Here is a 25,169-nt window from a genome sequence, read left to right as displayed (position 1 = left end):
GGGCATCCACGTTTTTGGCGCCGCGAAGAAGGAAGGCGTGGATGGCCGGGTCAAGCCCGGCCATGACAAGATTATAGTTACTCCTCCTCTTCCTCCTCGTCCTTTTCCGGCCCCTTGTACGCAATTCCCCTGATCACAGCGGCATTGCCGAACTTCTTGCGCAGATCATCCATCGCGCGTTCGGCGTGGGCCGAGCGGCGATCCAGCATGTCGGTGTCGTCGGCCAGCGAGCCTTCGCGCAGCGCGCTGACGCCGGTGCCCATCAGGCGAAAGGCGGTGCCGTCGATCTCCTTCGCCAGCAATTCACGGGACACTGCGAAGATTTTTGCCGCCAGTTGTGTCGGCGCCTGGATCGACTGCGAGCGGGTGCGTTGCCTGAAATCGGCGGTCTTCAATTTCAGCGTGATGGTCAATCCGGAAAGGTTGCTGTTTTTGAGGCGCGATGACACCTTCTCCGACAGCCGCCACAGTGTTCGCTCCAGCGTCGCGAAATCGCGGATGTCGTTATCGAAGGTGGTCTCGTTCGAAATGGTCTTGGCGCCGCGATCGGGCACCACCGGGCGGTCGTCGATGCCGCGCGCCAGCCGCCACAGCCTTCGGCCTTCGCTGGCGAACTGCTTCATCAGATCGACCTCGTCGGCGCGCTGCAGATCGGCGATGGTGCGAAAACCGCGCTGCAGCAGCTTTTCCTGGGTCGCGGGGCCGACGCCATAGATGAAGCCGACCGGCCTGTCGGCCAGCATCTCGCGGGCTTCGGCCTGGTCGAGGGTGGCAAAGCCGCGCGGCTTGTCCAGATCGGAGGCGATTTTGGCGAGGAACTTGTTGCAGGACAGGCCGACGGAGACCGTGATGCCGATGTCGCGCTCGACGTCACGGGCGAAGCGCGCCAGCACTTTTGCGGGGATCATGCCGTGGACGCGCTGGGTGCCGGAAAGGTCGAGAAACGCCTCGTCGATCGACAGCGGTTCGACCAGCGGCGTCAGCGTCTGCATGGCGTGGCGCACCTCGCGGCCGACCCGGACATATTTGGCCATGTCCGGCCGAATCACGATGGCGTTGGGACAGAGCGCCAGCGCCTTGAACATCGGCATTGCCGAGCGCACGCCGAATGTCCGCGAGATGTAGCAGGCGGCGGACACCACGCCGCGCTTGCCGCCGCCGATGATGACCGGCTTGTCGGCAAGTTCCGGGTTGTCGCGCTTCTCCACGGTCGCGTAGAACGCGTCACAATCGATATGCGCCATCGCCAGCGTCGGCAACGCATGGTGGCGAACCAGGCGAGGGGAGCCGCATTCGCCGCATCGCCTGGCCATGATGTCGAGGTCGCCGAGGCAATCCCGGCAAAAACAGCGCGGACCGTCGCCTGCCTGCGCCAGTGCGCTCACGGCACGTCGCGCTCCCAATGCGGGTCGCCCAGCACCTGACGGGCGGCGGCGATGTTGGTCGGATGGAGCTCGGAGGCGGCCGCAAACGCCTTCACGGTTGCGTCATCGCGCATCACGAAATCCAGCACGCTGGCCAGAAATTGCGGGTCGGCGGCGGCCGTCCGGAGCGTCTCCGGGCCTAAACCGCTCTCGGCCAGAAACAGGCCCAGGCGCTCCGGATCGGACGCAATGAAGGACAGCGCCTGAACCGCAACGATTTCAGCTACTTCCCGGGGGTTGTGAACAGGCTTTTTCAACAGACGGGTTTGCCTTTCCGTTAACTTATGGTCTCTAGTTTGATGGCCATCATGCCCGAGTCTGCGGAATGTGTTCAAGCAAGTGGAAACCGCTTCGCGAAAAGATGGCACTTGGATTTAACGGGTTAGAGCGAATCTGGCGCTAGTTTGATTTCACTTTTCTACAAGCCCGGAAAGGCGGTGCGGAAGCACCCAAAGGCCGGGCCTGTTCTGGAAACCAGTTCTTGGGACAAGGGAGGGACGGGATGGCCAAAACCGTCCTGATCGTGGAGGACAACGAGCTCAACATGAAGCTCTTTCGCGACCTGTTGGAAGCGCATGGCTATCAGACCTCCGGCACCAGCAATGGCTTCGAGGCGCTCGATCTCGTTCGCAAGCTGCGCCCCGATCTGATCCTGATGGATATCCAGCTGCCGCAGGTGTCGGGTCTCGAGGTGACGCGCTGGATCAAGGACGATCCGGAACTGCGCGCGATACCGGTCGTTGCGGTGACGGCATTCGCCATGAAGGGCGACGAGGAACGCATCCGCGAAGGCGGCTGCGAAGCGTATCTGTCCAAACCAATTTCGGTCGGCAAATTTATTGAGACAGTACGGCGTTTTATTGGGTAGTGGGAGTGAGTTTCGATGTCTGCGCGTATCCTGGTCGTCGATGATGTTCCCGCCAACGTCAAGCTGTTGGAAGCCCGTCTGTCGGCCGAGTATTTCGATGTGCTGACCGCCACCAACGGCGCCGAGGCGCTGGATGTCTGTTCGCGCGCAGAATGCGACATCATCCTGCTCGACGTCATGATGCCCGACATGGACGGTTTTGAGGTCTGCCGCCGGCTGAAGTCCAACCCGGCCACGCATTTCATTCCGGTCGTGATAGTCACCGCGCTCGACAGCCCGGCCGACCGCGTGCGCGGCCTCGAGGCCGGCGCCGACGATTTCCTGACCAAGCCGGTGTCCGACGTGGTGCTGATCGCGCGCGTCCGTTCGCTGACGCGGCTGAAGATGATGACCGATGAGCTGCGCATGCGCGCCATCACCTCGCTGGAAATCGGCATGGAAGCGCCCGAGCGCACCGCCGTGGCCGACAAGGGCGTCGGCGGACGCATCCTCCTGGTCGACGACCGCCCGTCATCCTACGAGCGGCTTGCGCCGCTGCTTTCCGCCGAGCACACCGTCGATGTCGAGGCCAATCCGGCCGAAGCGCTGTTTCACGCCGCCGAAGGCAATTACGATCTGCTGATCGTCTCCCTCAGCCTCGAAAACTACGACGGCTTGCGGCTGTGCAGCCAGGCGCGCTCGCTGGAGCGGACCCGTCAGGTGCCGATCCTGGCGATCTCCGACGCCGACAACAATGCGCGGCTGCTCCGCGGCCTCGAGATCGGCGTCAACGACTATCTGCTGCGCCCGGTCGACAAGAACGAACTTTTGGCGCGCGCGCGCACCCAGATCCGCAGGCGCCGCTATACCGATCATCTGCGCGACAACGTGCAGAACTCGATCGAAATGGCGATCACCGACGCGCTGACCGGCTTGCATAACCGCCGCTACATGGAGAGCCATCTGGCGACGCTGGCCGAGCAGGCCTCGAGCCGCGGCAAGCCGCTGGCGCTGATGATCCTCGACATCGATTTCTTCAAGGCCATCAACGACAATTACGGCCATGACGGCGGCGACGACGTGCTGCGCGAATTCGCGGTGCGCATCCGCAAGTCGATCCGCGGCATCGATCTCGCCTGCCGCTATGGCGGCGAGGAGTTCGTCATCGTGATGCCGGAGACCGACCTGCATGTGGCAGGCATGGTGGCGGAGCGGCTGCGCCGCTCGATCGTGAGCGAGACCTTCGCCATCGCCAAGGGCACCAAGCGCATCGAGGTCACGGTCTCGATCGGGCTGTCCACGCTGGAGCGCAAGGGTGAGCCGGTCGCCGACGTGCTGAAGCGCGCCGACACGGCGCTGTATCGCGCCAAGCACGACGGACGCAACAGGGTGGTGGTTTCGGCGGCGGCGTAAGGCCTCCGCTACCGCCCGCGCTTCACCGCGTCATACGCCAGCCGCTTGAATTCGAACGAGAACGGATGGACGAACGCCATCTGCCGCTGTGCCATCATCACGCCGGCCATGGTATGTCGCGGTGAAATCCACCATTGCGTGCCGGCGAGGCCGCCCCAATAGAGCTCGCCCGAAGCATCGGGGTGGTCGAACGGCGTCGGCTTGACGATCAGCCCACCGGCCAGCGTGTGTGCCTTGCCGACCTGTTCGCCCATCAGGGCGAAGCGGATCCACTGGCCGTCCGGCAGTTGGTTGGTCGTCATCTGCGCAATGCTCTCCGGCTTGAGCAGCGTTCGGCCGCCAGGCAGCAGGCTTCGGATCAACGCGACCATGTCGGGCATCGTTGAGACCATGCCGCCGCCGCCACTGAGCCGCGCAATGGGCCGCAGATAGGCGCCGGGGAAGGGCGCGTTATCGGTGCGGGTGAGCCCCGGCTTCATCGGCTCCATCATGTCGGCGCCGGCGTAGTACGCGACCAGCCGGCCCTGATCCTTTTCCGGCACGACGAAACCGGTATCGACCATGCCCAGCGGATCGAGTATCCGCGCCTGGATGAACTTGTCGAAGCTTTGGCCGCTGATGATTTCCACCAGCCGTGCCACCACGTCGATGGCAAGCGAGTATTCCCAGGACGTCCCCGGCTGATAGATCAGCGGCAGGTCGGCCAGCACATCGACCATCTGGGCCAGCGTCGTCATCGGGTTGTGGACGCCGCGCTCGTTGAGCGCCTTGAAGATCGTGGTGCCGGGATCGAAAAACCCGTAGCTCAGACCGGAGCTGTGGCTCAGGAGCTGGCGGATCGTGATCGAGCTCTTCGCCGGCTCCGTGTCATCCAGCGAGGTCGCGCCAGCGCGCAATATTTTTCGGTTTCCAAGCTGCGGAATAAATTTCTCGATCGGATCATCGAGGCGCAATTTGCCTTCCTCGACCAGCAACAATGCGGCGCAGGAAGTGATCAGCTTGGTGTTGGAAAAAATCCGAAAGATGTGGTCGGGCCGTAGCGGCGTCTGCGCTTCCTTGTCGGCCCAGCCGACGCAATTGACATCAACCAGATCGCGGCCGACCATGACAGCCCACGAGATGCCGGACAGCAGATTGCCGTCGATATAGCGCTGCATGGCCGCGTGGGCCGGTTTGAAGTCGTAACCCTTGGCGGTCACCGTCAAGTCTTCCATGGTGTTTCCTCATTTGCCGGCATGCGCATCGCACGGGCCGAATTTTTTTGTCGTCCCTGCGAACGCAGGGACCCATAATCACCGGCCTCACTGGCAGCGGAAGGTAGCTACCACATCGCCCTATTGAAAGGCCACGGCGTATGGGTCCCTGCGTGCGCAGGGACGACGATAGAGCATGATTATCTCACCGTGTTTTTACTTGCGGCATTTGCGCGGCCCCACCGACCTTCACTCCGGCATGCTTCAGCAACACCGTTGCGGCCGCTTTCGCCGCGCGCGCCATCGCGGGGTCGTTGCGAACGAGATCCTGCGCGATCGAACCGTCGACCAGCAACGCGAGCTGCGTCGCAAGGCCTTCCGCGTCGGCGGCGCCGAGCTGCACCAGAAGATCGCGAAACCAGAGACGGCGGCTTTCCTTGAATGCGATGGCGATCTTGCGGACGGATTGATCCTCGCTGCCGAGTTCGGCGACCGCGTTGACGAACGGGCAGCCGCGAAAATCCTTGGCTGCAAAGCGCCGCTCCAGCGCATCGAAGGTGCCGAGAATCTGTTCGACCGGCGGCTTCTCGGACGGGCGCGGCTGAACGAAGCGGCGTGCCAGATAGGCCGAGATCAACGCATCCTTGGAGGGGAAGTGGTTGTACAGCGTGCGCTTGCTGATGCCGATTTCGGCCGCGATCGTGTCGACGCCGACCGCACGAATCCCCTGCAGATAGAACAGCCTATCCGCGGTTTCGAGAATCCGGTCCTTCATGTCTGGTTTGGCGGGCAGGGGTGCCATGCGCGTGCGCGATATCCTTCAGCCTTGACAGTCGGGGCCCGTTATAGACTAGGTACACAGGTCTGTGTACCTATTTCAGATGCCAATTGCAGGACGCGGCTTTTGAATCGCGGCCGATAGGGAGAATAAAAACAATGGCCCTGCTGCAAATCCTGCGTCCAACACTCCCCATCCTGATCGGCGCGTCCGTGATGCTGACCCTGAGCATGGGCCTGCGGCAGAGTTTTGGTATTTTCATGCAGCCGCTGACGAAGGACATCGGAATTTCGGTGTCGGATTTCACGTTGGCGCTGGCCGTACAAAACCTCGCCTGGGGATTCCTGCAGCCTGTCGCCGGCGCCATGACGGTGCGCTACGGCTTCCGCCCGATCATGATCGTGGGCACGCTGATGTACATCGTGGGCCTTGCCCTGATGGCGACCGCGCACGGGATGATCCCGATCCTGATCGGCGCGGGTCTGCTGATCGGTTTCTCGCTGGCCTGCACGGCCAATGCGATTGCGATGTCGGTTTCCGCGCGCGCGGTGCCCGCTACCGTGCGCAGCACGGTGATGGGCATGGTCTCGGCGGCGGGGTCGCTCGGCGCATTGGTGTCGGCGCCGATCGGGCAGATGTTGAATGAAGGTTTTGGCTGGCGCGCCGGCGTCGCCGGCTTTGTGATCCTGTCGCTGTTCATGCTGCCGGCCGCCTGGTACGCGGGCAGGGCCGACAAGATCCCGCTGCCGCCCAGGGCCGCCGACGACATCAGCGACGCTTCGGCCTCAACCGCCGCCAAGATCGCGTTCGGCAACGCCTCGTTCGTGGTGATGACCTGCGCCTATTTCGTCTGCGGCATGCAGCTCGTGTTTCTCACCACGCATCTGCCGTCCTATCTTTTGATCTGCGGCCTCGATCCGATGCTGAGCGCGCAGACGCTCGGCATGATCGGCGGCTTCAACGTGCTGGGCAGCCTGTTCTTCGGTTGGGCCGGCCAGCGCTGGAACAAGTTGGCGCTGCTCGGCGGCATCTACATTTTCCGTTCGATCGCGCTCGCCTGGTACTTCATGCTGCCGGCAACGCCGGCGACCACGCTGTTGTTCGGCGCGATCATGGGTTTCCTCTGGATGGGCGTCGGTCCGCTGGTCGCGGGCGCCGTCGCTGAAATGTTCGGCCTGAAATGGCAGGCGATGATTCAGGGTCTCGCCTTCATGAGCCACCAGATCGGCTCGTTCCTCGGCGCTTATGGCGGCGGGCTGATCTACGACCAGCTCGGCTCATACACCATGGCGTGGCGGATCGGCGTCGCGCTGGGCCTGGCCGGCGGCATCATCCAGGTCGCGTTCGCGCTGATCAGGCCAAGCGAGCCGCCACGACAGATGCAGGCGGTTTAGAGCACGCACAGAATCAAAACGGGGCCGCGAGGCCCCGTTCGTTCGTCAGCGATGGTTTGCGACGTTACTTGATCTTCGATTCCTTGAACTCGACGTGCTTGCGCGCGACCGGGTCATACTTCTTCTTGACCAGCTTGTCGGTCATGGTGCGCGAATTCTTCTTGGCGACGTAGTAGAAGCCGGTGTCCGCCGTGGAAACGAGCTTGACCTTGATGGTGACCGCTTTGGCCATGTTTAAAACCCTTGATGTGTGAAAATCGGGTGCCAGCCAAATCGGCCCGCATTTGTGCGGCAACCTAGCTTCTGATCGCCCAAAGTCAAGGTTTTCAGCGGCGAATCCGGTCCAAATCTAGGCAATTAACCCTCAAAGAACCGGTTTTTCGGCCTCGGCAGCCCCAAATTCTCCCGCAGCGTCCGGCCCTCATATTCTTTGCGGAAAATCCCGCGTCTCTGCAGTTCCGGCACCACCCGATCGACGAAATCGTCGAGCCCGGCGGGCAGGAACGGGAACATGATGTTGAAACCGTCGCTGCCGCGGCTCACCAGCCATTCCTCCATCTGGTCGGCGATGGTCACGGGCGTGCCGACAAAGGAGAGGCCGCCATAGCCGCCGACACGCTGGGCGAGCTGGCGCACGGTGAGCTTGTCGCGCGCCGCGACATCGACCAGGCGCTGGCGGCCGCTCTTGCTGGCGTTGGTCTCGGGAATCGGCGGCAACTGGCCGTCGGGATCGAAACCGGAGGCGTCGGTGCCGAGCTGGACCGACAGCGAGGCGATCGCGCTGTCGTAATGCACCATGCTGTCGAGCTTTGCGCGCTTCTCCTTTGCCTCTTCCACGCTGTCGCCGACCACGACGAATGCGCCGGGCAGGATAACGAGATGCTCGGGGTTGCGGCCAACCTTTTCCATCCGGCCCTTGATGTCGGCGTAGAGCTTTTGGGCATCGGCGAGACTGCCGCCGCCGGTGAACACGGCTTCCGCGGTCTCTGCCGCCAACTGCCGGCCGTCGTCGGAGGCACCGGCCTGCACGATCAACGGCCAGCCCTGCACGGGACGGGCGATGTTGAGGGGGCCGCGCACGCTCAGATATTTTCCCTTGTGATTGAGCACGTGCATTTTGGCGGGATCGAAATAGAGGCCGGATTCGACGTCGCGCACAAAGGCATCGTCGGCAAAGGAATCCCACAGGCCGGTAACGACGTCATAGAATTCGCGAGCCCGCTTGTAGCGCTCGGCATGCTCCATATGATCGTCGAGCCCGAAATTCAGCGCGGCGTCCGGATTGGAGGTGGTGACGATATTCCATCCCGCGCGCCCATTGCTGATGTGGTCGAGCGAAGCAAAACGGCGCGCGACATGATAGGGCTCGTCGAACGTGGTCGAACCCGTTGCGATCAGGCCGATATGTTCGGTGGCGCCGGCCAGCGCCGACAACAGCGTGAACGGTTCGAACGAGGTCACGGTGTGGCTGCGCTTGAGCGCATTGACCGGCATGTTCAGCACGGCCAGATGGTCGGCCATGAAGAAGGCGTCGAACTTGCCGGCTTCGAGTTTCTGGATCAGTTTCTTGATACGCGGGAAATTGAAATTGGCGTCCGGCCAAGCCCCGGGATAGCGCCACGCGCCGGTGTGGATAGAGACCGGTCGCATGAACGCGCCGAGCTTGAGTTGCCGCTGTGCCATCGCCCCGTTTCCGTGTTCGTTGCTGTTGAGGAAAGAGATAGGGAGGCGATTGGGTCGCCGCCATTGGGGTAGGCCGAGAAGGATTTTACGATTTAGAGGGCACGCAGAGGATATTTCAGCGTCATTGCGAGCGAAGCGAAGCAATCCATCGCGCGGCGCAAACGGATAGATGGATTGCTTCGTCGCTACGCTCCTCGCAATGACGGGGAGGGAGTGAGAGCTTACGCCCCCAGCACGTCCTTCTGCATCTTGCCGCCGTAGAAATGGAAGAACGGCACCGGTGCGTCGTGGCGCAGCGGGCCGGTGGCGAGGCGGCGGTCGAGTTCGGCGAGCACGTTCTTGGTCATGGCATGCGCATCGGCGAGCGGTTTCGAGCCGATCTCGACCCAGACCAGTTCCACCAGTTCGGCGTCGGCGTGGATCACGCCCTCGACCTTGTGGGCGATGGCGGAAGCGTCGGCGGTGAAGAAGCGGGTGTCGAAACGACGGACGCGGCCGGGCGGGGTGATCGCGCGTGCGATCAGGAACAGGCTGGACGGATCAGGCAGCAGGCCGGCATCCGAGAACGGCTGCCAGGTGCCTTCGAGTTTTACGGGCTTTTCGACCTTGCGGCCGAGGCAGAGCCCGGTCTCTTCGCAGGCCTCGCGGATCGCCGCTACCGCCAGCGCACGTGCGCGCGACGGCGCGATCTTCGGGCTGCCCTTCAGTAGATTGGCTTCGAGCTCGCCGGTGATGGGTGCGGCAACGGGAACGCGGTTGTCAGCCTTGTCGACGCGGCCGCCGGGGAAAACATATTTGCCGGGCATGAACACCACATTGTCGTGGCGTTTGCCGACCAGCACCTTCGGCTTGTCGCCGCTCCGGTCGATCAGGATCAGCGTCGCGGCATCCTTTGGTCGGAAATAGGGATGGTGATCGGCTTCTTTTCCTTCGACGATTGCAGGCGCTGCTTCGGTCATTCCATCCCTCAGGCTCTTGTTGGTCTTGGTTTAGCTAGACCGGAGGGATGTCGCTAGGGGCATTTTCATCAAAGCCATGCATGCGTAGCGCCCACTGGAAGCCCACGACCGCGCCCTTGACCGGTTGCAGCAGCAACAGCGACGAGAGGAAGGTGAAGGGCAGGTAGATCGCCATTTGCAGCCAGATAGCCGGCGAATAATTGGTTTCCACCCACAGCACGACCGGTACCACGATATGGCCGACGATGACGATCACGAGATAGGCCGGCAAATCATCGGCGCGGTGCGGCGTGTAATCGAGCCCGCAGGTCTTGCAGTGGTCGTCGACTTTCAGGAACGCGCGAAACAGCTTGCCTTCGCCGCAGCGCGGGCAACGGCACATGAAGCCGCGCTTCATCGCGCTCCAGAGGTCACGCTTTTCGCCCTTCACGGATTCCCTGGTCCAGACTGTCGTCGCGGGGTTCACCGTTTCCATGACTTGCCTCTCTTCGATTTGCCGGGCTTGCCTTTACCGGACTTGCGTTCCTTCGGATGCGGGCTACGGCCCGGACGCGTCTTCGATGGCGTGACCGGGGCTTTCGAACCTTCGCGGCGGCCGCCCTGTTTTCTGCCGCGCGGAATGACCTTGCCTTCAGATAGTAACTCGAACCGCAGCGCGCCAGCTACTGGTGCTGCTTCTACCAGACGTACGTCGACAACGTCCCCCAGCCGGTGCATGGCACCGCTGCGTGAGCCGACGAGCGCGTGGCGGGTCTCGTCATAGTTGAAATATTCTGTTCCCAGCGTGCGGATCGGGATCAGCCCGTCGGCGCCGGTATCAGACAACTTCACGAACAGTCCGGCGCGGGTGACGCCGGAAATGCGGCCCTGGAACGTCGCGCCGATGCGGTCGGCGAGGAAATGCGCGATCAGCCGGTCGGCGGTTTCGCGCTCGGCCTTCATGGCGCGGCGTTCGGTGACGGAAATCTGCGCGGCGACCTCGCTCAGCGTTTCCAGCGTTTCGGCGTCCGGCAGCGCGCCTTCGCCGAGGCCGAGCGCGCGGATCAGCGCGCGATGCACGATCAGATCGGCGTATCGCCGGATCGGCGAAGTGAAATGCGCATAGCGCCGCAGGTTGAGGCCGAAATGGCCGTAATTCTCCGCCGAATATTCCGCCTGCGCCTGCGAGCGCAGCACCACTTCATTGACCAGCGGCTCATAGTCCTCGCCGCGGACCTGGCCCAGCACGCGATTGAACAAGGCGGGGCGCAACGCGCCGGCTTTTGCAAACGGCAGGTCCAGCGTCTTCAAAAATTCCTGGAGGTTGTGGACCTTCTCCTGGCTGGGCTCGTCGTGCACGCGGTAGATCAGCGGCAGCGCCTTCTTCTCCAGCATTTCGGCGGCGGCGACGTTGGCGAGGATCATGAACTCCTCGATCAGCCGGTGCGCATCCAGCCGCTCCGGCACGATGACGCGATCGACGGTGCCGTCAGGCTTCAGCAGGATCTTGCGCTCGGGCAGATCAAGATCCAGCGGATCACGCTCGTCGCGCGCCAGTTTTACCAGTGCATAGGCCGCATAGAGCGGTTTGAGGATCGGCTCGAGCAGGGGACCGGTGGTGTCGTCGGGGCGTCCGTCGATCGCGGCCTGCGCCTGGGCGTAATTGAGCTTGGCGGCGGAACGCATCAGCACCCGATGAAAACTGTGCGAGCGCTTGCGGCCGTCAGGGCCGATCACCATCCGCACCGCGAGCGCACCGCGCGGCTCGCCCGGCACCAGCGAGCAGAGATCGTTGGAGATGCGCTCGGGCAGCATCGGCACCACGCGGTCCGGGAAATAGACCGAGTTGCCACGCGTCAGCGCATCGCGATCGAGCGCCGAACCCGGGCGCACATAGAACGCGACATCGGCGATGGCGACATGGACGATGTAGCCGCCCTTGTTGTTCGGATCGTCATCGGGCGCGGCATGGACCGCGTCGTCATGGTCCTTGGCGTCGGGCGGATCGATGGTCACGAGCGGCAGCTCGCGCCAGTCCTCGCGGCCCTTGAGGATCGCAGGCTTTGCGTCCTCGGCTTCGCGCAATGCTGATGGTGTGAAGGCCTGCGGAATGTCGTGGGCGTGGATCGCGATCAGGCTGACCGCTTTTTCGGTCGCGAGCGAGCCGAGCCGCTCCTTTACCTTGCCCGACGCAAGCCCGTAGCCGCGCGTGCGCACCAGATCGACGCTGATGAGGTCGCCATCCTCGGCGCCGCCGGTGTCTGAGCTTGCGATGTTCAATTCGCGTCCGGCCTGCTTCTTGTCGACAGGAATCATCCTTCCGCCGCCATTGGCAAGCTTCCGAAAAATGCCGAGCAGGCGGGTGCGAGCGTGGTCGATGACCTTGATGACGCGCCCGCGATAGGGCGTGCCAGCGGTGTCGTCGGTCTTTTCGACGCGGAGCAGCGCGCGGTCGCCGACCCCGGCGGCGGTGCCCGGTTGCGGACGACGCGGAACATGGATGCGGATCTTCGGTGCCGCGCCGAATTCCTCTTCATCCCATTCGGTGGGGGTAGCGAGCAGTTCGCCGTCGGTATCGCGGCCGGTGATGTCGGCCATCACGGTCGGCGGCAGCGCGGCGGGCTCGAGAACCTTGCGGCCGCGCTTGGCGATGGTGCCTTCGTCGGCAAGTTCGCGCAGGATTCGCTTCAGCTCGACGCGGTCGGCGTTCTTCAGGCCGAACTCGCGAGCGATCTCGCGGGTGCCGATCTTGCCTGGATTCGCACGGATGAAGGCAACGATGGCGTCCCGGGCCGGAAAGCCATTGTCGTGTTTTCTCTTCACTTATCCCCGGGCCTTGCCCGCGCTCTTCTTCGCAGGCGTTTTGGGTGCTGCTGCAGGCTTTGCGGCTGACGTCTTTGCAGCAGACGCGACCGGCGCGCGCGCCTTGCTGACGGCTTCCGATTTCGGTTTTGCGGCGGCCTTCTTCACCGCGGCCTTCTTGGCGGGTTTTGGCGCGTCGGGATCAACGGGCGCCTTGGCTTTGGAAGTCTTCTTCGGTGCGGCTTTCTTCGCGCCACGCTTCGGCTTGCCGCCGCCCTTGGCGGCGCGTTCGTCGATCAGTGCAATGGCTTCGGCGAGCGTGATGGTGTCCGGCGTCTTGTCGCTCGGAATGGTGGCGTTGACGCCGCCGGCGGTCACGTAAGCGCCGTAGCGGCCGTTCTTCACCGCGACACCGCCCAGACTCGGATGCTCGCCGATCGGCTTGCCGGGATCGGCGCCGAAGCGGCGGCCGCTCGGGCCCTTCAAGATCTTTTCGGCGATCAGCGTCACCGCGCGATTGAGGCCGATGTCGAACACCTCGTCACCGGCTTCCAGGCTCGCATAGGTCTTTTCGTGGCGCACGAATGGGCCGAAGCGCCCGATGCCGGCGGTGATCGGCTCGCCGGTTTCCGGATGCTTTCCAATTTCGCGCGGCAGCGACAGCAGTTTGAGCGCGAGCTCCAGCTCCATGTCGCCGGGCGACGTGTTCTTCGGGATACCGGCGCGGCGCGGCTTTTCGCCTTCGGCATAATCCTTCTGCTCGCCGAGCTGGATGTAGGGACCGAAGCGGCCGGCCTTCACCGCCACGTCGAGATCGGTTGCGGGATCCTTGCCGAGGACGCGGTCGGCGCTGGCCTCGCTGTCAGCGGCAAGCGGACGGGTGTGACGGCATTCCGGATAATTCGAGCAGCCGACAAAGGCGCCGAACTTTCCAGCCTTCAAATTGAGCCTGCCGGTGCCGCACGTCGGGCACTGCCGGACATCGCCGCCATCCGCGCGCGGTGGATAGATGTGCGGGCCCAGCATGTCGTCGAGCGCATCGAGCACTTCGGAGACGCGAATATCCTTGATGTCGTTGACCGCGCCGGCGAAGCCGGTCCAGAATTCCTTCAGCACATCCTGCCAGGAAATTTCGTTGTTGGAGATGCGGTCGAGCTGCTCTTCCAGATTGGCGGTGAAGTCGTACTCGACATAGCGCGCGAAGAAGTTTTCCAGGAACGCGACTACGACGCGGCCCTTGTCCTCGCCATGCAATCGCTTCTTCTCGAGCTTGACGTAGCCGCGGTCCTTCAGGACCTGCAGGATGGAAGCGTAGGTCGAGGGCCGGCCGATGCCGAGTTCTTCCATCCGCTTGACCAGCGACGCTTCGGAGAAGCGCGGCGGCGGTTCAGTGAAATGCTGGGTGACGGCGAGATCCTGCCGCTTCAGCGCTTCGCCCTCGCTCATCGCGGGGAGGCGACGGGAATCCTCGTCTTCCTCGTCGTCGCGGCCTTCCTGGTAGAGCGCGAGGAAGCCGTCGAACTTCACCACCTGGCCGCTGGCGCGCAGGTCCAGCACGCGTGAGCCGGCCTTGGCGGCGATATCGACGGTGGTGCGCTCGAGTTCGGCGGATTCCATCTGGCTTGCGATGGTGCGGATCCAGATCAGCTCATACAGCTTGGCCTGATCGGTATCGAGACGCCGGCGCATTTCGGCCGGACGGCGCGACATATCGGTCGGGCGGATCGCTTCATGCGCTTCCTGCGCGTTCTTGGCCTTGGTCTGGTACTGGCGCGGCGCCTCCGGCACATAGGCGTTGCCGTAATCCTCGCCGATCACCTTGCGGGCCTGGGTGATGGCCGAGCCGTCGATCTGCACGCCGTCGGTCCGCATATAGGTGATGAGACCGGTGGTCTCGCCGCCGATATCGATGCCTTCATACAGGCGCTGCGCGATCCGCATCGTATGCGCCGGCGCAAAGCCGAGCTTGCGGCTGGCTTCCTGCTGCAGCGTCGAGGTGGTGAAGGGGGCCTGCGGATTGCGGCGGGCGGGCTTGGCTTCGACGGTCGAGACCGTGAAGTTGGCGGCCTCGATCGCTTTTTTGAGGTCTTCGGCTTCAGCGCCGGTGCCGATGTCGAGCCGCTGGATCTTCTTGCCGTCGGCGCCGACCAGCCGCGCTTCGAACGTATCGCCGCGTGGCGTCGTCAGCGTTGCCACCAGCGACCAGTATTCGCGGGGCACGAACTTTTCGATTTCGAGTTCGCGGTCGCAAACCAGCCGCAACGCCACCGACTGCACGCGGCCGGCCGAGCGGGCGCCCGGCAGCTTGCGCCACAGCACCGGCGAGAGCGTGAAGCCGACCAGATAGTCCAGCGCGCGCCGCGCCATATAGGCGTCGACCAGCGCGCCATCGATCTGGCGCGGCGACTTCATCGCATCGGTCACCGCCTGCTTGGTGATGGCGTTGAACACCACGCGCTCGATCTTGTGGTCCTTCAGCGCGCGCTTTTCCTTGAGCACTTCGAGCACGTGCCAGGAGATTGCTTCGCCCTCGCGATCAGGGTCGGTTGCGAGAATCAGTCGGTCGGCGCCCTTCAGGGCCTTGGCGATATCGTTGAGCCGGCCGGCCGCCTTGGGGTCGACCTCCCAGATCATCTGAAAATTGGCGTCCGGATCGACCGATCCGTTCTTGGCGGGGAGGTCGCGAACATGGCCGAACGAGGCCAGAACCTCGTAGGAGGCGCCCAAATATTTGTTGATCGTCTTGGCTTTCGCCGGCGACTCCACAATGACGATATTCATGTCATTCCAATAGCTTACGGGAAAAGATTAAGGCCGGTTCCGCGAGACTCGCGGCCGCCGTTTCGACCCGAACATGGGTGGTGAGGCGGCCCCTGTCAAATCGACAGATCATGAGGAGGGGCCAGAAAGGGGTCTTGGACGCCCGAACTTATATACAGGAAGTTGCGAATTGCGCCCTAGAGTTGCGCCCGCAAAGCGGTTATTTCTCGTCCATATTATATGGGATTGGGTGCATTTTATTTGAGCAAGGCAGGGGGCGGCCGGAAGCGCACCGCTTCGGGCGGTAATCGGCGATATCAAGCGGTTGAATCAGGTGAGGAGGGCGGCCCCGACGAGGCCGTGGCCTTCATCGCGGAGACCGTTGCCGAATTGACAAAACTCGCCGAGCGCCACCGGCTTGAGGTCCTCAGCCATTTGCTCGGGATGGCGCTGCTGGAAGCCCAAGAGCATCTGCGGCTGCGGAGCAAGCGCAAGCTGTCGTGAGCAGCCTTCTGTTCAGGCCGAAATAGACCTGAGCTTCCGTGATGACTTGGCGTCCGGGCGCGGCTTGAGCGCGGTATCGGCCGCGGTCAATAGCCGCCCATCTTGCGAATAGAGTTCGAGCTTGCGAACGGGGCGGCCCTTTTCCTTGTCGACCAGGATAGTCGCGATTTCCGCAGGGTGATCGTCGAATTCCTCGCTCCACTGGCGCAACGCTACCAGGATCGGAAACACGCCGCGGCCTTTCGGCGTCAAAAGATATTCCTGATAGGCGCTGCCATCGGAGGCGGGAGCCAGCTTGAGAATGCCCTGATCGACCAGCGCGCGCAGCCGCACGGTGAGGATGTTCTTGGCGAGCCCGAGACTTTTCTGGAATTCGCCGAAGCGGCGGCTGCCGAATAATGCCTCGCGGATGATCAGAAGCGACCACCAGTCGCCGATCGCGTCCAGCGATCGCGCGATCGGGCAATCGTCGTTCTCGAAGCTCGTCCGTTTCACCATGGCCATCTCCGCGGATTTGTTTGACGCGTTTTCTTCACGCGAACCGGACTCCACTCGAAAACGCTTTGGATGATCACAGCCTTGTGTGGTTGCATTATACAACCAGATGCTCTAGATGGCAACTTAGTTTAATAATGCAACCATCGGAGGCTCCCGTGAGACTGGCGAACAAGACGGCGTTCATTACTGGCGGAAACAGCGGCATCGGACTTGCGACGGCCAAGCTGTTCGTGGCGGAGGGGGCGCGCGTCGCCATCACCGGACGCAACAAGGAGACCCTGGAGGCGGCCGCACAAGAGCTGGGTCCGAACGCGCTTGCGATCGCCGCCGACGCCACCGACATCGCGGCGACCGAGGCCGCGATTCGGCAGGCGGTGGCCAAGTTCGGCAAGCTCGACGTCATCTTCGCCAATGCCGGCATTGCCGGCGGCACGCCGCTTGGATCAGCCACGCTCGAAACCTTTGAGAGCGTGATCCGGACGAACATCACGGCGGTATTCTTCACGGTGCAGGCCGCGGTGCCGCATCTCAACGACGGCGCTTCCATTATCCTGAACGGCTCGGTGATTTCGGTGCTCGGCAACCCCGGCTATTCCGCCTATGCAGCCAGCAAGGCCGGCGTGCGTGCGATGGCGCGGGTGATGGCGTCCGAACTGTCGCCGCGCAATATCCGAGTCAACGTGGTCTCGCCGGGTGCGATCCGCACCCCGATCTGGGGCGCGGCACTGGCGACGCCCGAAGCCGAAAAGGCCTTCGAGCAGCGCATCGGCGCCACCACGCCGCTCGGCCGCATCGGCGAACCCGATCACATTTCGAAGACGGTGCTGTTCCTCGCCTCCGACGATGCCGCGCATATCCAGGGGCAGGAGTTGTTCGTCGACGGGGGTGCTACGGCCTCGCCAAGCGGAGCGCCGATCTATCGGGGATAGGCGGATATCCGGCAATATCGTCGCCGGCCGGCGGGACGCTGGCCGGCTTGCGCCCTGCGGCGGATTGGCGCTGAGCCAGAACGCGCATTGAACCAGGCGTGTAACTGCTTGAGATTTCAAGGACAGGAGTTTCGTAAACAACCATGAACCGGTGAGCCCAGTCGTGCCGAAGACCACTGGCATCTCCTCGACCCCGGCGGAAAATTCGGACACTGCGCAATTTGTTTCAGTCGCGCTGTTTTCGGGTGTCGGTCTCCTGTTCTCCTTGATTGTCGTTATCCTCCGTATCAACGGCGTTTTCTGATTGGAGCGGCTGCCGTCACGCGCCTGGCGACGGCAACCGCTCACGCACCAACTCAGGCTGCGTTCAGATTGCCCGCGGCTTTCAGCGCGCCGGCAACCGCTTTTTCGCGGTGCTCGGGACCGACCTGGATTCCGTCGGCGGAGATGAATTCGGGATTGGCGATGCCGATGAAGCCGAACACCCAGCGCAAATAGGTTTCCAGATGTTCACCGACGGCGGCCGGTGTGCCGGGGCCGTAATATCCACCGCGCGAGATCGCGACGATGACGCGCTTGTTGCCGGCCAGCCCCTCGACGCCCTGTGCGCCATATTTGAACGTCTTGCCCGCCACCAATATGCGATCGATCCAGGCCTTGAGCTGGCTCGGAATGGTGAAATTGTACATGGGCGCGCCGAGCACCACGATGTCGGCGGCGAGAAACTCTTCCAGCACCGCTTGGCCGGCGGCGAGGTCCGGCTGCAGCGATGCCTCGGGCGTGGCGCCCTGACTCGCGGCGAGATGCGAGCCCGACAGATGCGCCAGCGGCGTCAGGGTCAGATCGCGGTAGCTGACCTCAAGGCCGGGAGTGGATTGGCGCAGCCGGTCCACGATGGCGGCGGAAACCTGGCGGCTGACGGAGTGGGGGCCGAGGACGCTGGAGTCGATATGCAGAAGTTTCATTTGGGTCACCCTTGGTATTGGTTTGTAACTGGCGCTATATGAGTGACTGTCCTAAAACCTCGCAAGAACGCACATTTTTGAAACCTGAGCACATCCATGAGACCCGAGCACATCAATGTGCCTGTCCTGCCGCCCAGCGCTCACGAGAGCAGTGACTGCCGTGGCGTGGCCTCTATCCTGGCGCGGGTCGGCGACAAATGGAGCGTGTTCGTCATCATGATGCTCGGTGGCGGGCCGCTGCGCTTCAACGAACTCAAGCGCATGGTGGGCGGCATCTCGCAGCGCATGCTGACGCTGACGCTGCGCGGCCTCGAGCGGGACGGCCTCGTCACCCGAACCGTATTCCCGACCATTCCGCCGCGCGTCGATTATGAACTGACTGATCTCGGGCGCGGGCTGTCGAAGCCGGTTGAAGCGCTGGGAAAATGGGCGTTCGATCACCAAGCCGAGATCGAAGGCGCGCGCAGCAGTTTCGACGCGCGTAATGACAAACGTTGAGCGGGTAATTTGATACCGTAGCTTGCGGCCCTGTCTTTCTTTGCATGGGGTTGTTTTCGCGATTTTGTGTCTTGGCACTGCCCAGGGCGCTGCGCTCTTAAACCAGCGACACCAGCCCGCCGCCGTGGCGCTCCAGCCGTCCGGCAAGCTCGAGTTCGAGCAGCACCGATCGGACGATCGCGGGCGAGGCGTCCGACATCCGGATCAGATCGTCGAGGCTGATCGGGCTTGGTCCGAGCAGATCGATGATGTGCTTGCGTTCGCTAACGCCCGCGTCGAAATCCAGCGGCTCGCCGTCGCCCTCGCGCAGTTCAATTGCGACCGGCCGCTCCATGATCGGCGCGACTGCGTTGATCACGTCGGACGCATCCGTGGTCAGCGTCGCGCCCTGTTTTATCAGATCGTTGGTGCCGGCGGCGCGGGGATCGAGCGGCGAGCCGGGGACAGCAAACACCTCGCGGCCCTGTTCGGCGGCCATCCGCGCCGTGATCAGCGATCCGGAGCGGTGGGCGGCTTCGACCACGACGACGCCGAGCGAAGCGCCGGAGATCAGGCGATTGCGGCGCGGAAAATCGCGGGCGCGCGGCACATGGCCAAGCGGCATTTCCGAAATCGCGCCGCCATGTTCGAGCAATGCGGCCAGCAGGTCCTCATGCTCAGGCGGATAGATCCGGTCATGGCCACCGGCCAGCACCGCAACCGTGCCGCTCGCAACCGTTGCCCGATGCGCGGCCTGGTCGATGCCGCGTGCCAATCCGGAGATAACGACAAAACCGGCTTCGCCGAGGTCGCGCGCGATCTGGCCTGCGAATTTCAATCCGGCGCCGGAGGCATTGCGCGAGCCGACGATCGCAATCATCGGCCGCATCATCACCTCGGGCGCGCCACGGATGCCGAGCAGCGGCGGCGCATCGTCCAGCGTGGCCAGCCGCGGCGGGTAGCCGGCTTCACCGGGCACGACGAGAGCGAGGCCGATCTTTCGGCCAGCTGCGAGTTCACCCCGCGCGTCATCCTCGCTGCAGATGCGCCCCGGTCCTGACGCGCCGCCCCGCCGCGCCAGATCGGGCAGCCGCTCCAGCGCGGCGCGGGCGCTGCCGAAGTGCCGCAGCAGCGAGGCGAAGGTGCGTGGGCCGACATTGTCGGAACGAATGAGCCGCAACCGGTCGATCCGCTCGGAATCGGTGAGGTGGGGCGTGCTGGGCGTTCGGTCGTGCATTTCGGTGCCAGCTTTGCCCAACCGGAGATTGCAATCAACACCTCTTCTCACGGCTGCCATGCCCGCCGATGCGTTGCCCCGTTCCGGCCCACTCCGTAAAACCCGTTGGTCCGCCGCAGGAGGAGTGTCCATGATCTCGCTCGCCGACCTTCAACGCCGTATCGCGCAGGGTGATCTTTCCGCGGATGCCGCGATTGCCCAGTCGCTGGAGGCGATCGGCGCGCAAGAGAAAACGATCGGCGCCTTCGTCTGCCATGATCCGAGCATCCGCGCCGAGAACGCCGGGCCGTTGCGCGGCGTCGCCGTCGGCATCAAGGACATCATGGATACCGCTGATTTTCCGACCGAGATGGGCTCGTCGATCTACAAGGGGTTCCAGTCTCGCGGCGATGCGGCTGTCGTGATGGCGCTGAAGGCGGCAGGGGCCAGCATCGTCGGCAAGACCACGACGACGGCGTTCGCATCGTCAGACCCGACCGCGACGCTCAACCCGCGCAACAATGCTCACACGCCGGGTGGATCATCGGCAGGCTCGGCAGCCGCGGTCGCGGCCGGCATGATCCCGCTGGCGCTGGGCACGCAGACCGGTGGCTCGGTGATCCGGCCGGCGTCGTTCTGCGGCTGTGCCGCGATCAAACCGTCCTACCGCCTGCTGCCGACCGTCGGCGTGAAGTGTTATTCGTGGACGCTGGATACGGTCGGTTTGTTCGCGGCCAGTGTTCGCGACGTCGCGCACGGGCTTGCGGCGATGACAGGCCGGGATGAATTTTTGCCGCAGGCGTTGGTGCCGACGCCACGTATCGGCGTCGTGACCCAGGACTTTGCCGGTGCACCGGAGGCCGAAGGCGCCGAGGCGCTGCAGATCGCTGCCAAAGCTGCGGAACGGGCAGGGGCATCCGTGCGCACGCTGGCGATGCCGGAGATCGTAGCCGAAGCATGGCGCCAGCATCCGACAGTGCAGGAATTCGAAGCGCATCAGGCGCTCGCCTTTGAATACCGCGTCCATTACGACGCCGTCGCGCCGAACCTGCGTGGACGGCTCGACGAAAGCAAGGGCATGCTGCCCGCCGCCTATGACGGGGCGATGCAAGTTACACGTCAGGCCAGAATCGCGCTGGCAAAAGTTTTCGAAGACGTCGACGTGCTGCTGGCCATATCAGCCCCTGGTGCAGCACCTGCGGGATTGGGCTCGACGGGCGACGCCCGCTACAACCGGCTGTGGACGCTGATGGGAACGCCCTGCGTCAACATCCCCGCGCATATCGCTGCCGGCGGATTGCCGGTCGGCGTGCAGGTTATCGCGCGCTATGGCGACGATGCGAAGGCGCTGGCAGCGGCGCAGTTCGTCGAGGAAGCGCTGGCGCGGTGAGGAAGTGCGTAGCCCGGATGAGCGACTCGACATCCGGGAGAGATCTAACAGCACCCCGGATATCGCTGCCGCTCAGCCGGGCTACGATACGAGCTTATTTCGCGCCGATCCGGCTCTCGGTTCCGGTCTGCAGGCGCTTGATGTTTTCGCGGTGCGCGTAGAACAGCAATAGCGTCATCACCGCAAACAGCGAAGCCAGCGCCGGGTGGAGGAACCACCACAGGAACAGCGGCGTCACGAAGGCCGCGATCAATGCCGACAGCGACGAGTAGCGCGTGGTGATGGCGGTCGCGATCCACATCACGCAGAACACGATGGCCGCGGGCCAGAACAGGCCGATCAGCACGCCGATATAGGTCGCGACGCCTTTGCCGCCTTTGAACTTGAGCCAGACCGGATAGAGATGGCCGAGAAAGGCGCCGAATGCGGCCAGCATCGCGGCGTTGGGGCCGCCATAATAGCCGCAGACGACGACCGCGAGCGTGCCCTTGAGCGCGTCGCCGATCAGCGTCCCGGCGGCGAGGCTCTTGCGGCCGGTGCGGAGCACGTTGGTGGCGCCGATACTGCCGGAGCCGATCGAGCGCAGATCCTCGGTGCCGGCGAACTTGGTCAGCAACAGCCCGAACGGAATCGAGCCGAAGAAATAGCCCACGAAAAACGCAACGATGAGGAATGGCTCAAACGTCATCGCCGTTGCTCCCGCCGCGGAGTGCTTCGCGCACGTCTTTTTTTGACGCGTTTTCTTGACGCGAACCGGTACACACTTCGCTTGAAAACGCTCTATCAGACATGCTCATAGACCGTCCGTCCGCCCACGATAGTACGCACGACGCGGCCCGAGAAGCGGGCTTCGTCGAACGGCGTATTTTTGCATTGCGATTTGAGGTCGTCGCGGTCGAGCACCCAGGGTACGTCGGCATCGATCACGACGACGTCGGCAGGGGAACCCGCGCGCAGCGAGCCGCCGGGCAGGCCCAAAATCTCGGCCGGGCGCGTCGACATCGCGCGGATCAGGGTCTTGAAGTCCATCTCGCCGTTGTGGATCAGCCGCAGGCCCGCCGGCAGCATGGTCTGCAGCCCGACCGCGCCGGCGGCGGCTTCCGCGAACGGCAGCCGCTTCACCTCGACGTCTTGCGGATTGTGATCGGACATCACGACGTCGATCAGGCCGGAGGCCACGGCCGCGACCAGCGCCAGACGGTCGTCCTCGGTGCGCAGCGGCGGCGACAGTTTCAGGAACGTCCGGTACGGACCGATGTCGTTTTCGTTCAGCGTGACGTGGTTGATCGACACCGACGCCGAAACTGCAAGTCCCGCGTCTCGCGCGCGCTTGAGGATTTCGAGCGACTCGATGCAACTCAGTGACGCCGCGTGATAGCGGCCGCCGGTCAGCGCCACCAGGCGCATGTCGCGTTCCAGCATCACGGCCTCGGCGGCATTGGGGATCCCGACGAGGCCGAGCCTTGCGGCGAACTCGCCCTCGTTCATCACGCCTTCGCCGACCAGATCGGGGTCTTCGGTGTGGTGCACGATCAGCGCGTCGAAATCGCGCGCGTAGGTCAGAGCGCGCCGCATCACTTGCGCATTGGTGACGCTGTGGGCGCCATCGGTAAAGGCGACGGCGCCGGCGGCCTTCAACAGGCCGATCTCGGTCATTTCCTCGCCGCCCATGCCCTTGGTCAGCGCCGCCATCGGGTGGATGTTGACGATCGCAGTGTCGCGCGCCCGGCGCAGCACGAAGTCGACGGTGGCCGAATTGTCGATCACCGGCGAGGTGTCCGGCTGGCAGATGATGGTGGTGATGCCGCCGGCGGCCGCCGCCTGGCTGGCGGAAGCAAAGGTTTCGCGGTGGCTGGCGCCGGGTTCGCCGACAAAGGCGCGCATGTCGATCAGCCCGGGGGCGACGACCTTGCCGGCGCAATTGACGATGTCGGTGCCTTCGGGGACGCCGGCAGCGCCGATGCCGCGCTTTGAGTCGCGGATCATGCCGTCGGCGATCAGGACGTCACCGGGGCCGTCGAAGTCGCGCGAGGGGTCGACGACGCGGGCGTTGGCCAGGAGGATGGGGCGGCGATCGGTCAGCATGTCAGGCGTTCGGCAGGTTGCGGGCGAGTGCTTCCAGCACCGCCATGCGCACCGCCACTCCCATTTCCACCTGTTCGCGGATCAGCGATTGCGCGCCGTCTGCTACGAATGAATCAATCTCGACGCCGCGGTTCATCGGGCCCGGATGCATCACCAGCGCGTCGGGCTTGGCGTAAGCGAGCTTCTTCTGGTCGAGACCGAAATAGTGGAAGTATTCGCCGGATGACGGCACGAACGAGCCGTTCATGCGTTCGCGCTGCAGCCGCAGCATCATGACGATGTCGGCGCCGTTGAGACCCTCGCGCATGTCGCGCGCCACCTCGACGCCCATCCGCTCGATGCCGCGCGGCAACAGCGTGGAGGGCGCCACCACGCGGACGCGGGCGCCCATGGTGTTGAGCAGCAGGATATTGGAGCGGGCGACGCGGGAATGCATCACGTCGCCGCAGATCGCGATCACGAGGCCTTCCAGCCGGCCTTTGTTGCGGCGGATCGTTAGCGCGTCCAGCAGCGCCTGGGTCGGATGCTCGTGGCTGCCGTCGCCGGCATTGATCACGGAACCGTCAACCTTGCGCGCCAAAAGTTCCACCGCACCCGAGGCGTGGTGGCGCACCACCAGGATGTCCGGATGCATGGCATTGAGCGTGACGGCGGTATCCATCAGCGTCTCGCCCTTACGGATCGAGGACGAGGATACCGACATGTTCATGACGTCGGCGCCAAGCCGTTTGCCGGCTAGTTCGAACGAGGATTGGGTTCGGGTCGAGGCCTCGAAGAACAGGTTCACCTGGGTGCGACCGCGCAGCGAAGTGCGCTTTTTGTCTACCTGGCGGTTGAGCTCGACATATTCCTCGGAAAGGTCGAGCAGGCCGGTAATATCGGCGGCGGAAAGCCCCTCGATTCCCAGCAGATGCCGGTGACCGAGGACGAAGGTCGATTTCGATGCAGGGGTCATTAAAACGAGAGCTATAGGCAGACTTCCCAAGCGGGGCAAGCGCGAATAGGGGGCTTGCGAGTTATCCCCCGGTCAGTCGCCGCGCAGGGTAAAGAGGGTTGCCGCAATTGCGCCGCGTTCGGCGCGCGGGGAAGGCGTCCAATGCAGAAATGGCACGTTATTTTAGCGATCGGATTAACCGGTCTTGGCCTGTCCGGGCCGCAGACTGCAAAGGCGCAGGGGCTGCCGGGCGGCTTCGTCTACCTGCGCGATATCGATCCCAGCATCATCCAGGACATGCGCTACGCCACCTCGAACAACTTTGTCGGCAAGCCGCTGAGGGGGTATGACGCCGCCGAATGCGTCGTGAAGCGCGAAGTCGGCCTGGCGCTGAAGAACATCCAGCAGGAACTCGCCAGGCAAAAGCTGTCGTTGAAGATGTTCGACTGCTATCGGCCCGAGCGCGCGGTCGCCGACATGGTGGCGTGGTCGAAGAACGGCAAGGAGACGCAAGCCGATCGCCGCTTTAGCCCGGCCTTCCGCAAGGCCGATTTGTTCCGTCTGGGCTATATCGCGACCCGGTCCGGACATTCAACCGGCGCCGCGCTCGATCTGACCCTGGTCGATCTGACTGCCGACAACTCCGCGAGGTTCGATTCCACCAAGTCCTATGCCGACTGCACCGCGCCAGCCGAGGCGCGGGCGCCGGAAGGCAGCGTCGATATGGGTACCGGCTATGATTGCTCGGACGTCAAATCGCATACCGCCGCCCCCTCGATCACGCCGGCGCAACGGCGATCGAGGAACACGCTGGTTGCCGCGATGGCCCGGCAAGGGTTTGTGAACTATTCGAAGGAGTGGTGGCACTTTTCGCTGCCGGGGGTCGGCCGGCAGGCCTATGATTTCCCGATTGTGCGACGGAATTGATTCCCTGAGATC

General features: G+C 63.7%; 24 protein-coding genes. 8 read left to right on the top strand and 16 right to left on the bottom strand.

Translation table 11 applies throughout. The annotated features are described in order from the left end of the window. Positions 1–77: 77 nt before the first annotated feature. Both ABIE49_RS04285 and ABIE49_RS04280 read right to left on the bottom strand, forming a co-directional pair. Entirely contained in the window at positions 78–1,376 is a 1,299-nt protein-coding gene (locus ABIE49_RS04285; protein ID WP_502915981.1) for a DNA polymerase IV, read from the bottom strand. A 5-nt stretch (positions 1,377–1,381) separates the two neighbouring features. Then, positions 1,382–1,681, bottom strand: coding sequence for a DUF3572 domain-containing protein (locus ABIE49_RS04280; RefSeq protein WP_192734246.1), 300 nt, complete (start codon positions 1,679–1,681; stop codon positions 1,382–1,384). Positions 1,682–1,926: 245 nt separating this feature from the next. Here ABIE49_RS04280 and ABIE49_RS04275 point away from each other — a divergent pair, with 245 nt between their 5' ends. Together ABIE49_RS04275 and ABIE49_RS04270 are read left to right on the top strand one after the other, a co-directional pair. Further along, positions 1,927–2,292 carry a response regulator gene (locus ABIE49_RS04275; protein ID WP_027538546.1) on the top strand — a complete coding sequence of 122 codons (366 nt, stop codon included), beginning with the start codon at positions 1,927–1,929 and terminating at the stop codon, positions 2,290–2,292. A 15-nt stretch (positions 2,293–2,307) separates the two neighbouring features. Beyond that, positions 2,308–3,684, top strand: coding sequence for a PleD family two-component system response regulator (locus ABIE49_RS04270; protein WP_192733713.1), 1,377 nt, complete (start codon positions 2,308–2,310; stop codon positions 3,682–3,684). A gap of 8 nt (positions 3,685–3,692) precedes the next feature. Here the strand turns inward: ABIE49_RS04270 and ABIE49_RS04265 are convergent, their stop codons facing one another. Both ABIE49_RS04265 and ABIE49_RS04260 read right to left on the bottom strand, forming a co-directional pair. Continuing rightward, the gene (locus ABIE49_RS04265; protein ID WP_354066584.1) at positions 3,693–4,898 is read right to left on the bottom strand and encodes a serine hydrolase domain-containing protein; all 1,206 of its coding nucleotides are present in this window, start codon (positions 4,896–4,898) and stop codon (positions 3,693–3,695) included. Positions 4,899–5,082: 184 nt separating this feature from the next. Continuing rightward, entirely contained in the window at positions 5,083–5,679 is a 597-nt protein-coding gene (locus ABIE49_RS04260; RefSeq protein ID WP_192733712.1) for a TetR/AcrR family transcriptional regulator, read from the bottom strand. A gap of 134 nt (positions 5,680–5,813) precedes the next feature. On the opposite strand from ABIE49_RS04260, the gene ABIE49_RS04255 reads away from it, so the two are divergent. Beyond that, a complete protein-coding gene (locus ABIE49_RS04255) occupies positions 5,814–7,049 on the top strand; it encodes an MFS transporter (protein WP_192733711.1) in 1,236 nt (411 codons plus the stop codon). A 64-nt stretch (positions 7,050–7,113) separates the two neighbouring features. Here the strand turns inward: ABIE49_RS04255 and rpmG are convergent, their stop codons facing one another. The 6 genes from rpmG to topA all read right to left on the bottom strand — a co-directional run bounded on the left by rpmG (position 7,114) and on the right by topA (position 15,253). Beyond that, the gene (rpmG, locus tag ABIE49_RS04250) at positions 7,114–7,281 is read right to left on the bottom strand and encodes a 50S ribosomal protein L33 (RefSeq protein ID WP_027537094.1); all 168 of its coding nucleotides are present in this window, start codon (positions 7,279–7,281) and stop codon (positions 7,114–7,116) included. A gap of 125 nt (positions 7,282–7,406) precedes the next feature. Further along, positions 7,407–8,732 carry an LLM class flavin-dependent oxidoreductase gene (locus tag ABIE49_RS04245; RefSeq protein WP_192733710.1) on the bottom strand — a complete coding sequence of 442 codons (1,326 nt, stop codon included), beginning with the start codon at positions 8,730–8,732 and terminating at the stop codon, positions 7,407–7,409. A gap of 221 nt (positions 8,733–8,953) precedes the next feature. After that, positions 8,954–9,691, bottom strand: coding sequence for an NUDIX hydrolase (locus tag ABIE49_RS04240; protein WP_192733709.1), 738 nt, complete (start codon positions 9,689–9,691; stop codon positions 8,954–8,956). Positions 9,692–9,725: 34 nt separating this feature from the next. After that, entirely contained in the window at positions 9,726–10,166 is a 441-nt protein-coding gene (locus ABIE49_RS04235) for a DUF983 domain-containing protein (protein WP_192733708.1), read from the bottom strand. Continuing rightward, entirely contained in the window at positions 10,154–12,493 is a 2,340-nt protein-coding gene (gene rnr / locus ABIE49_RS04230; RefSeq protein WP_192733707.1) for a ribonuclease R, read from the bottom strand. Before rnr ends, ABIE49_RS04235 begins: the two co-directional genes overlap by 13 nt. Beyond that, a complete protein-coding gene (topA, locus tag ABIE49_RS04225; protein ID WP_192733706.1) occupies positions 12,494–15,253 on the bottom strand; it encodes a type I DNA topoisomerase in 2,760 nt (919 codons plus the stop codon). Positions 15,254–15,592: 339 nt separating this feature from the next. Here topA and ABIE49_RS04220 point away from each other — a divergent pair, with 339 nt between their 5' ends. Next, positions 15,593–15,736, top strand: coding sequence for a hypothetical protein (locus ABIE49_RS04220; RefSeq protein WP_192733705.1), 144 nt, complete (start codon positions 15,593–15,595; stop codon positions 15,734–15,736). A 12-nt stretch (positions 15,737–15,748) separates the two neighbouring features. Here ABIE49_RS04220 and ABIE49_RS04215 read toward each other — a convergent pair whose 3' ends face one another. Then, positions 15,749–16,234, bottom strand: coding sequence for a winged helix-turn-helix transcriptional regulator (locus tag ABIE49_RS04215; RefSeq protein WP_192733704.1), 486 nt, complete (start codon positions 16,232–16,234; stop codon positions 15,749–15,751). A gap of 155 nt (positions 16,235–16,389) precedes the next feature. Here ABIE49_RS04215 and ABIE49_RS04210 point away from each other — a divergent pair, with 155 nt between their 5' ends. Next, positions 16,390–17,163, top strand: a complete 774-nt coding sequence (locus ABIE49_RS04210; protein ID WP_192733703.1) for an SDR family NAD(P)-dependent oxidoreductase — start codon at positions 16,390–16,392, stop codon at positions 17,161–17,163. 356 nt (positions 17,164–17,519) lie between these two features. Here the strand turns inward: ABIE49_RS04210 and ABIE49_RS04205 are convergent, their stop codons facing one another. Then, positions 17,520–18,128 carry an FMN-dependent NADH-azoreductase gene (locus ABIE49_RS04205; RefSeq protein WP_192733702.1) on the bottom strand — a complete coding sequence of 203 codons (609 nt, stop codon included), beginning with the start codon at positions 18,126–18,128 and terminating at the stop codon, positions 17,520–17,522. Between the two features lie 96 nt (positions 18,129–18,224). On the opposite strand from ABIE49_RS04205, the gene ABIE49_RS04200 reads away from it, so the two are divergent. Further along, positions 18,225–18,626 carry a winged helix-turn-helix transcriptional regulator gene (locus ABIE49_RS04200; protein ID WP_354066583.1) on the top strand — a complete coding sequence of 134 codons (402 nt, stop codon included), beginning with the start codon at positions 18,225–18,227 and terminating at the stop codon, positions 18,624–18,626. 97 nt (positions 18,627–18,723) lie between these two features. Here ABIE49_RS04200 and dprA read toward each other — a convergent pair whose 3' ends face one another. Next, complete coding sequence (gene dprA / locus ABIE49_RS04195) at positions 18,724–19,842, bottom strand: DNA-processing protein DprA (RefSeq protein WP_192733701.1); 1,119 nt, start codon at positions 19,840–19,842, stop codon at positions 18,724–18,726. Between the two features lie 130 nt (positions 19,843–19,972). Between dprA and ABIE49_RS04190 the strand changes: the two genes are divergently transcribed. Beyond that, the gene (locus ABIE49_RS04190; RefSeq protein WP_192733700.1) at positions 19,973–21,211 is read left to right on the top strand and encodes an amidase; all 1,239 of its coding nucleotides are present in this window, start codon (positions 19,973–19,975) and stop codon (positions 21,209–21,211) included. 94 nt (positions 21,212–21,305) lie between these two features. Here the strand turns inward: ABIE49_RS04190 and plsY are convergent, their stop codons facing one another. From plsY to ABIE49_RS04175, 3 genes are all read right to left on the bottom strand, one after another. Then, positions 21,306–21,899 carry a glycerol-3-phosphate 1-O-acyltransferase PlsY gene (gene plsY, locus ABIE49_RS04185; RefSeq protein ID WP_192733699.1) on the bottom strand — a complete coding sequence of 198 codons (594 nt, stop codon included), beginning with the start codon at positions 21,897–21,899 and terminating at the stop codon, positions 21,306–21,308. Between the two features lie 95 nt (positions 21,900–21,994). Continuing rightward, positions 21,995–23,296 carry a dihydroorotase gene (locus tag ABIE49_RS04180; RefSeq protein WP_192733698.1) on the bottom strand — a complete coding sequence of 434 codons (1,302 nt, stop codon included), beginning with the start codon at positions 23,294–23,296 and terminating at the stop codon, positions 21,995–21,997. Between the two features lies 1 nt (position 23,297). Next, entirely contained in the window at positions 23,298–24,251 is a 954-nt protein-coding gene (locus ABIE49_RS04175; RefSeq protein ID WP_192733697.1) for an aspartate carbamoyltransferase catalytic subunit, read from the bottom strand. Positions 24,252–24,392: 141 nt separating this feature from the next. On the opposite strand from ABIE49_RS04175, the gene ABIE49_RS04170 reads away from it, so the two are divergent. Then, complete coding sequence (locus ABIE49_RS04170; protein WP_192733696.1) at positions 24,393–25,157, top strand: M15 family metallopeptidase; 765 nt, start codon at positions 24,393–24,395, stop codon at positions 25,155–25,157. Positions 25,158–25,169: the final 12 nt, after the last annotated feature.

This window comes from Bradyrhizobium sp. OAE829 (assembly GCF_040546575.1).
GTDB lineage: Bacteria > Pseudomonadota > Alphaproteobacteria > Rhizobiales > Xanthobacteraceae > Bradyrhizobium.
Note: the sequence above shows the minus strand (reverse complement) of the source record. Positions and strands in the feature narration are given on the sequence as shown.

Bases quoted from the DNA above. Each gene is read 5' to 3' on its own strand.
- ABIE49_RS04170 (WP_192733696.1), top strand. From the start codon at position 24,393: ATGCAGAAATGGCACGTTATTTTAGCGATCGGATTAACCGGTCTTGGC.
- ABIE49_RS04175 (WP_192733697.1), bottom strand. From the start codon at position 24,251: ATGACCCCTGCATCGAAATCGACCTTCGTCCTCGGTCACCGGCATCTG.
- ABIE49_RS04265 (WP_354066584.1), bottom strand. From the start codon at position 4,898: ATGGAAGACTTGACGGTGACCGCCAAGGGTTACGACTTCAAACCGGCC.
- ABIE49_RS04255 (WP_192733711.1), top strand. From the start codon at position 5,814: ATGGCCCTGCTGCAAATCCTGCGTCCAACACTCCCCATCCTGATCGGC.
- ABIE49_RS04200 (WP_354066583.1), top strand. From the start codon at position 18,225: ATGAGACCCGAGCACATCAATGTGCCTGTCCTGCCGCCCAGCGCTCAC.
- dprA (WP_192733701.1), bottom strand. From the start codon at position 19,842: ATGCACGACCGAACGCCCAGCACGCCCCACCTCACCGATTCCGAGCGG.
- topA (WP_192733706.1), bottom strand. From the start codon at position 15,253: ATGAATATCGTCATTGTGGAGTCGCCGGCGAAAGCCAAGACGATCAAC.
- ABIE49_RS04275 (WP_027538546.1), top strand. From the start codon at position 1,927: ATGGCCAAAACCGTCCTGATCGTGGAGGACAACGAGCTCAACATGAAG.
- ABIE49_RS04270 (WP_192733713.1), top strand. From the start codon at position 2,308: ATGTCTGCGCGTATCCTGGTCGTCGATGATGTTCCCGCCAACGTCAAG.
- ABIE49_RS04240 (WP_192733709.1), bottom strand. From the start codon at position 9,691: ATGACCGAAGCAGCGCCTGCAATCGTCGAAGGAAAAGAAGCCGATCAC.
- ABIE49_RS04235 (WP_192733708.1), bottom strand. From the start codon at position 10,166: ATGGAAACGGTGAACCCCGCGACGACAGTCTGGACCAGGGAATCCGTG.
- ABIE49_RS04245 (WP_192733710.1), bottom strand. From the start codon at position 8,732: ATGGCACAGCGGCAACTCAAGCTCGGCGCGTTCATGCGACCGGTCTCT.
- ABIE49_RS04260 (WP_192733712.1), bottom strand. From the start codon at position 5,679: ATGGCACCCCTGCCCGCCAAACCAGACATGAAGGACCGGATTCTCGAA.
- ABIE49_RS04180 (WP_192733698.1), bottom strand. From the start codon at position 23,296: ATGCTGACCGATCGCCGCCCCATCCTCCTGGCCAACGCCCGCGTCGTC.
- ABIE49_RS04190 (WP_192733700.1), top strand. From the start codon at position 19,973: ATGATCTCGCTCGCCGACCTTCAACGCCGTATCGCGCAGGGTGATCTT.
- ABIE49_RS04205 (WP_192733702.1), bottom strand. From the start codon at position 18,128: ATGAAACTTCTGCATATCGACTCCAGCGTCCTCGGCCCCCACTCCGTC.
- plsY (WP_192733699.1), bottom strand. From the start codon at position 21,899: ATGACGTTTGAGCCATTCCTCATCGTTGCGTTTTTCGTGGGCTATTTC.
- ABIE49_RS04215 (WP_192733704.1), bottom strand. From the start codon at position 16,234: ATGGTGAAACGGACGAGCTTCGAGAACGACGATTGCCCGATCGCGCGA.
- rpmG (WP_027537094.1), bottom strand. From the start codon at position 7,281: ATGGCCAAAGCGGTCACCATCAAGGTCAAGCTCGTTTCCACGGCGGAC.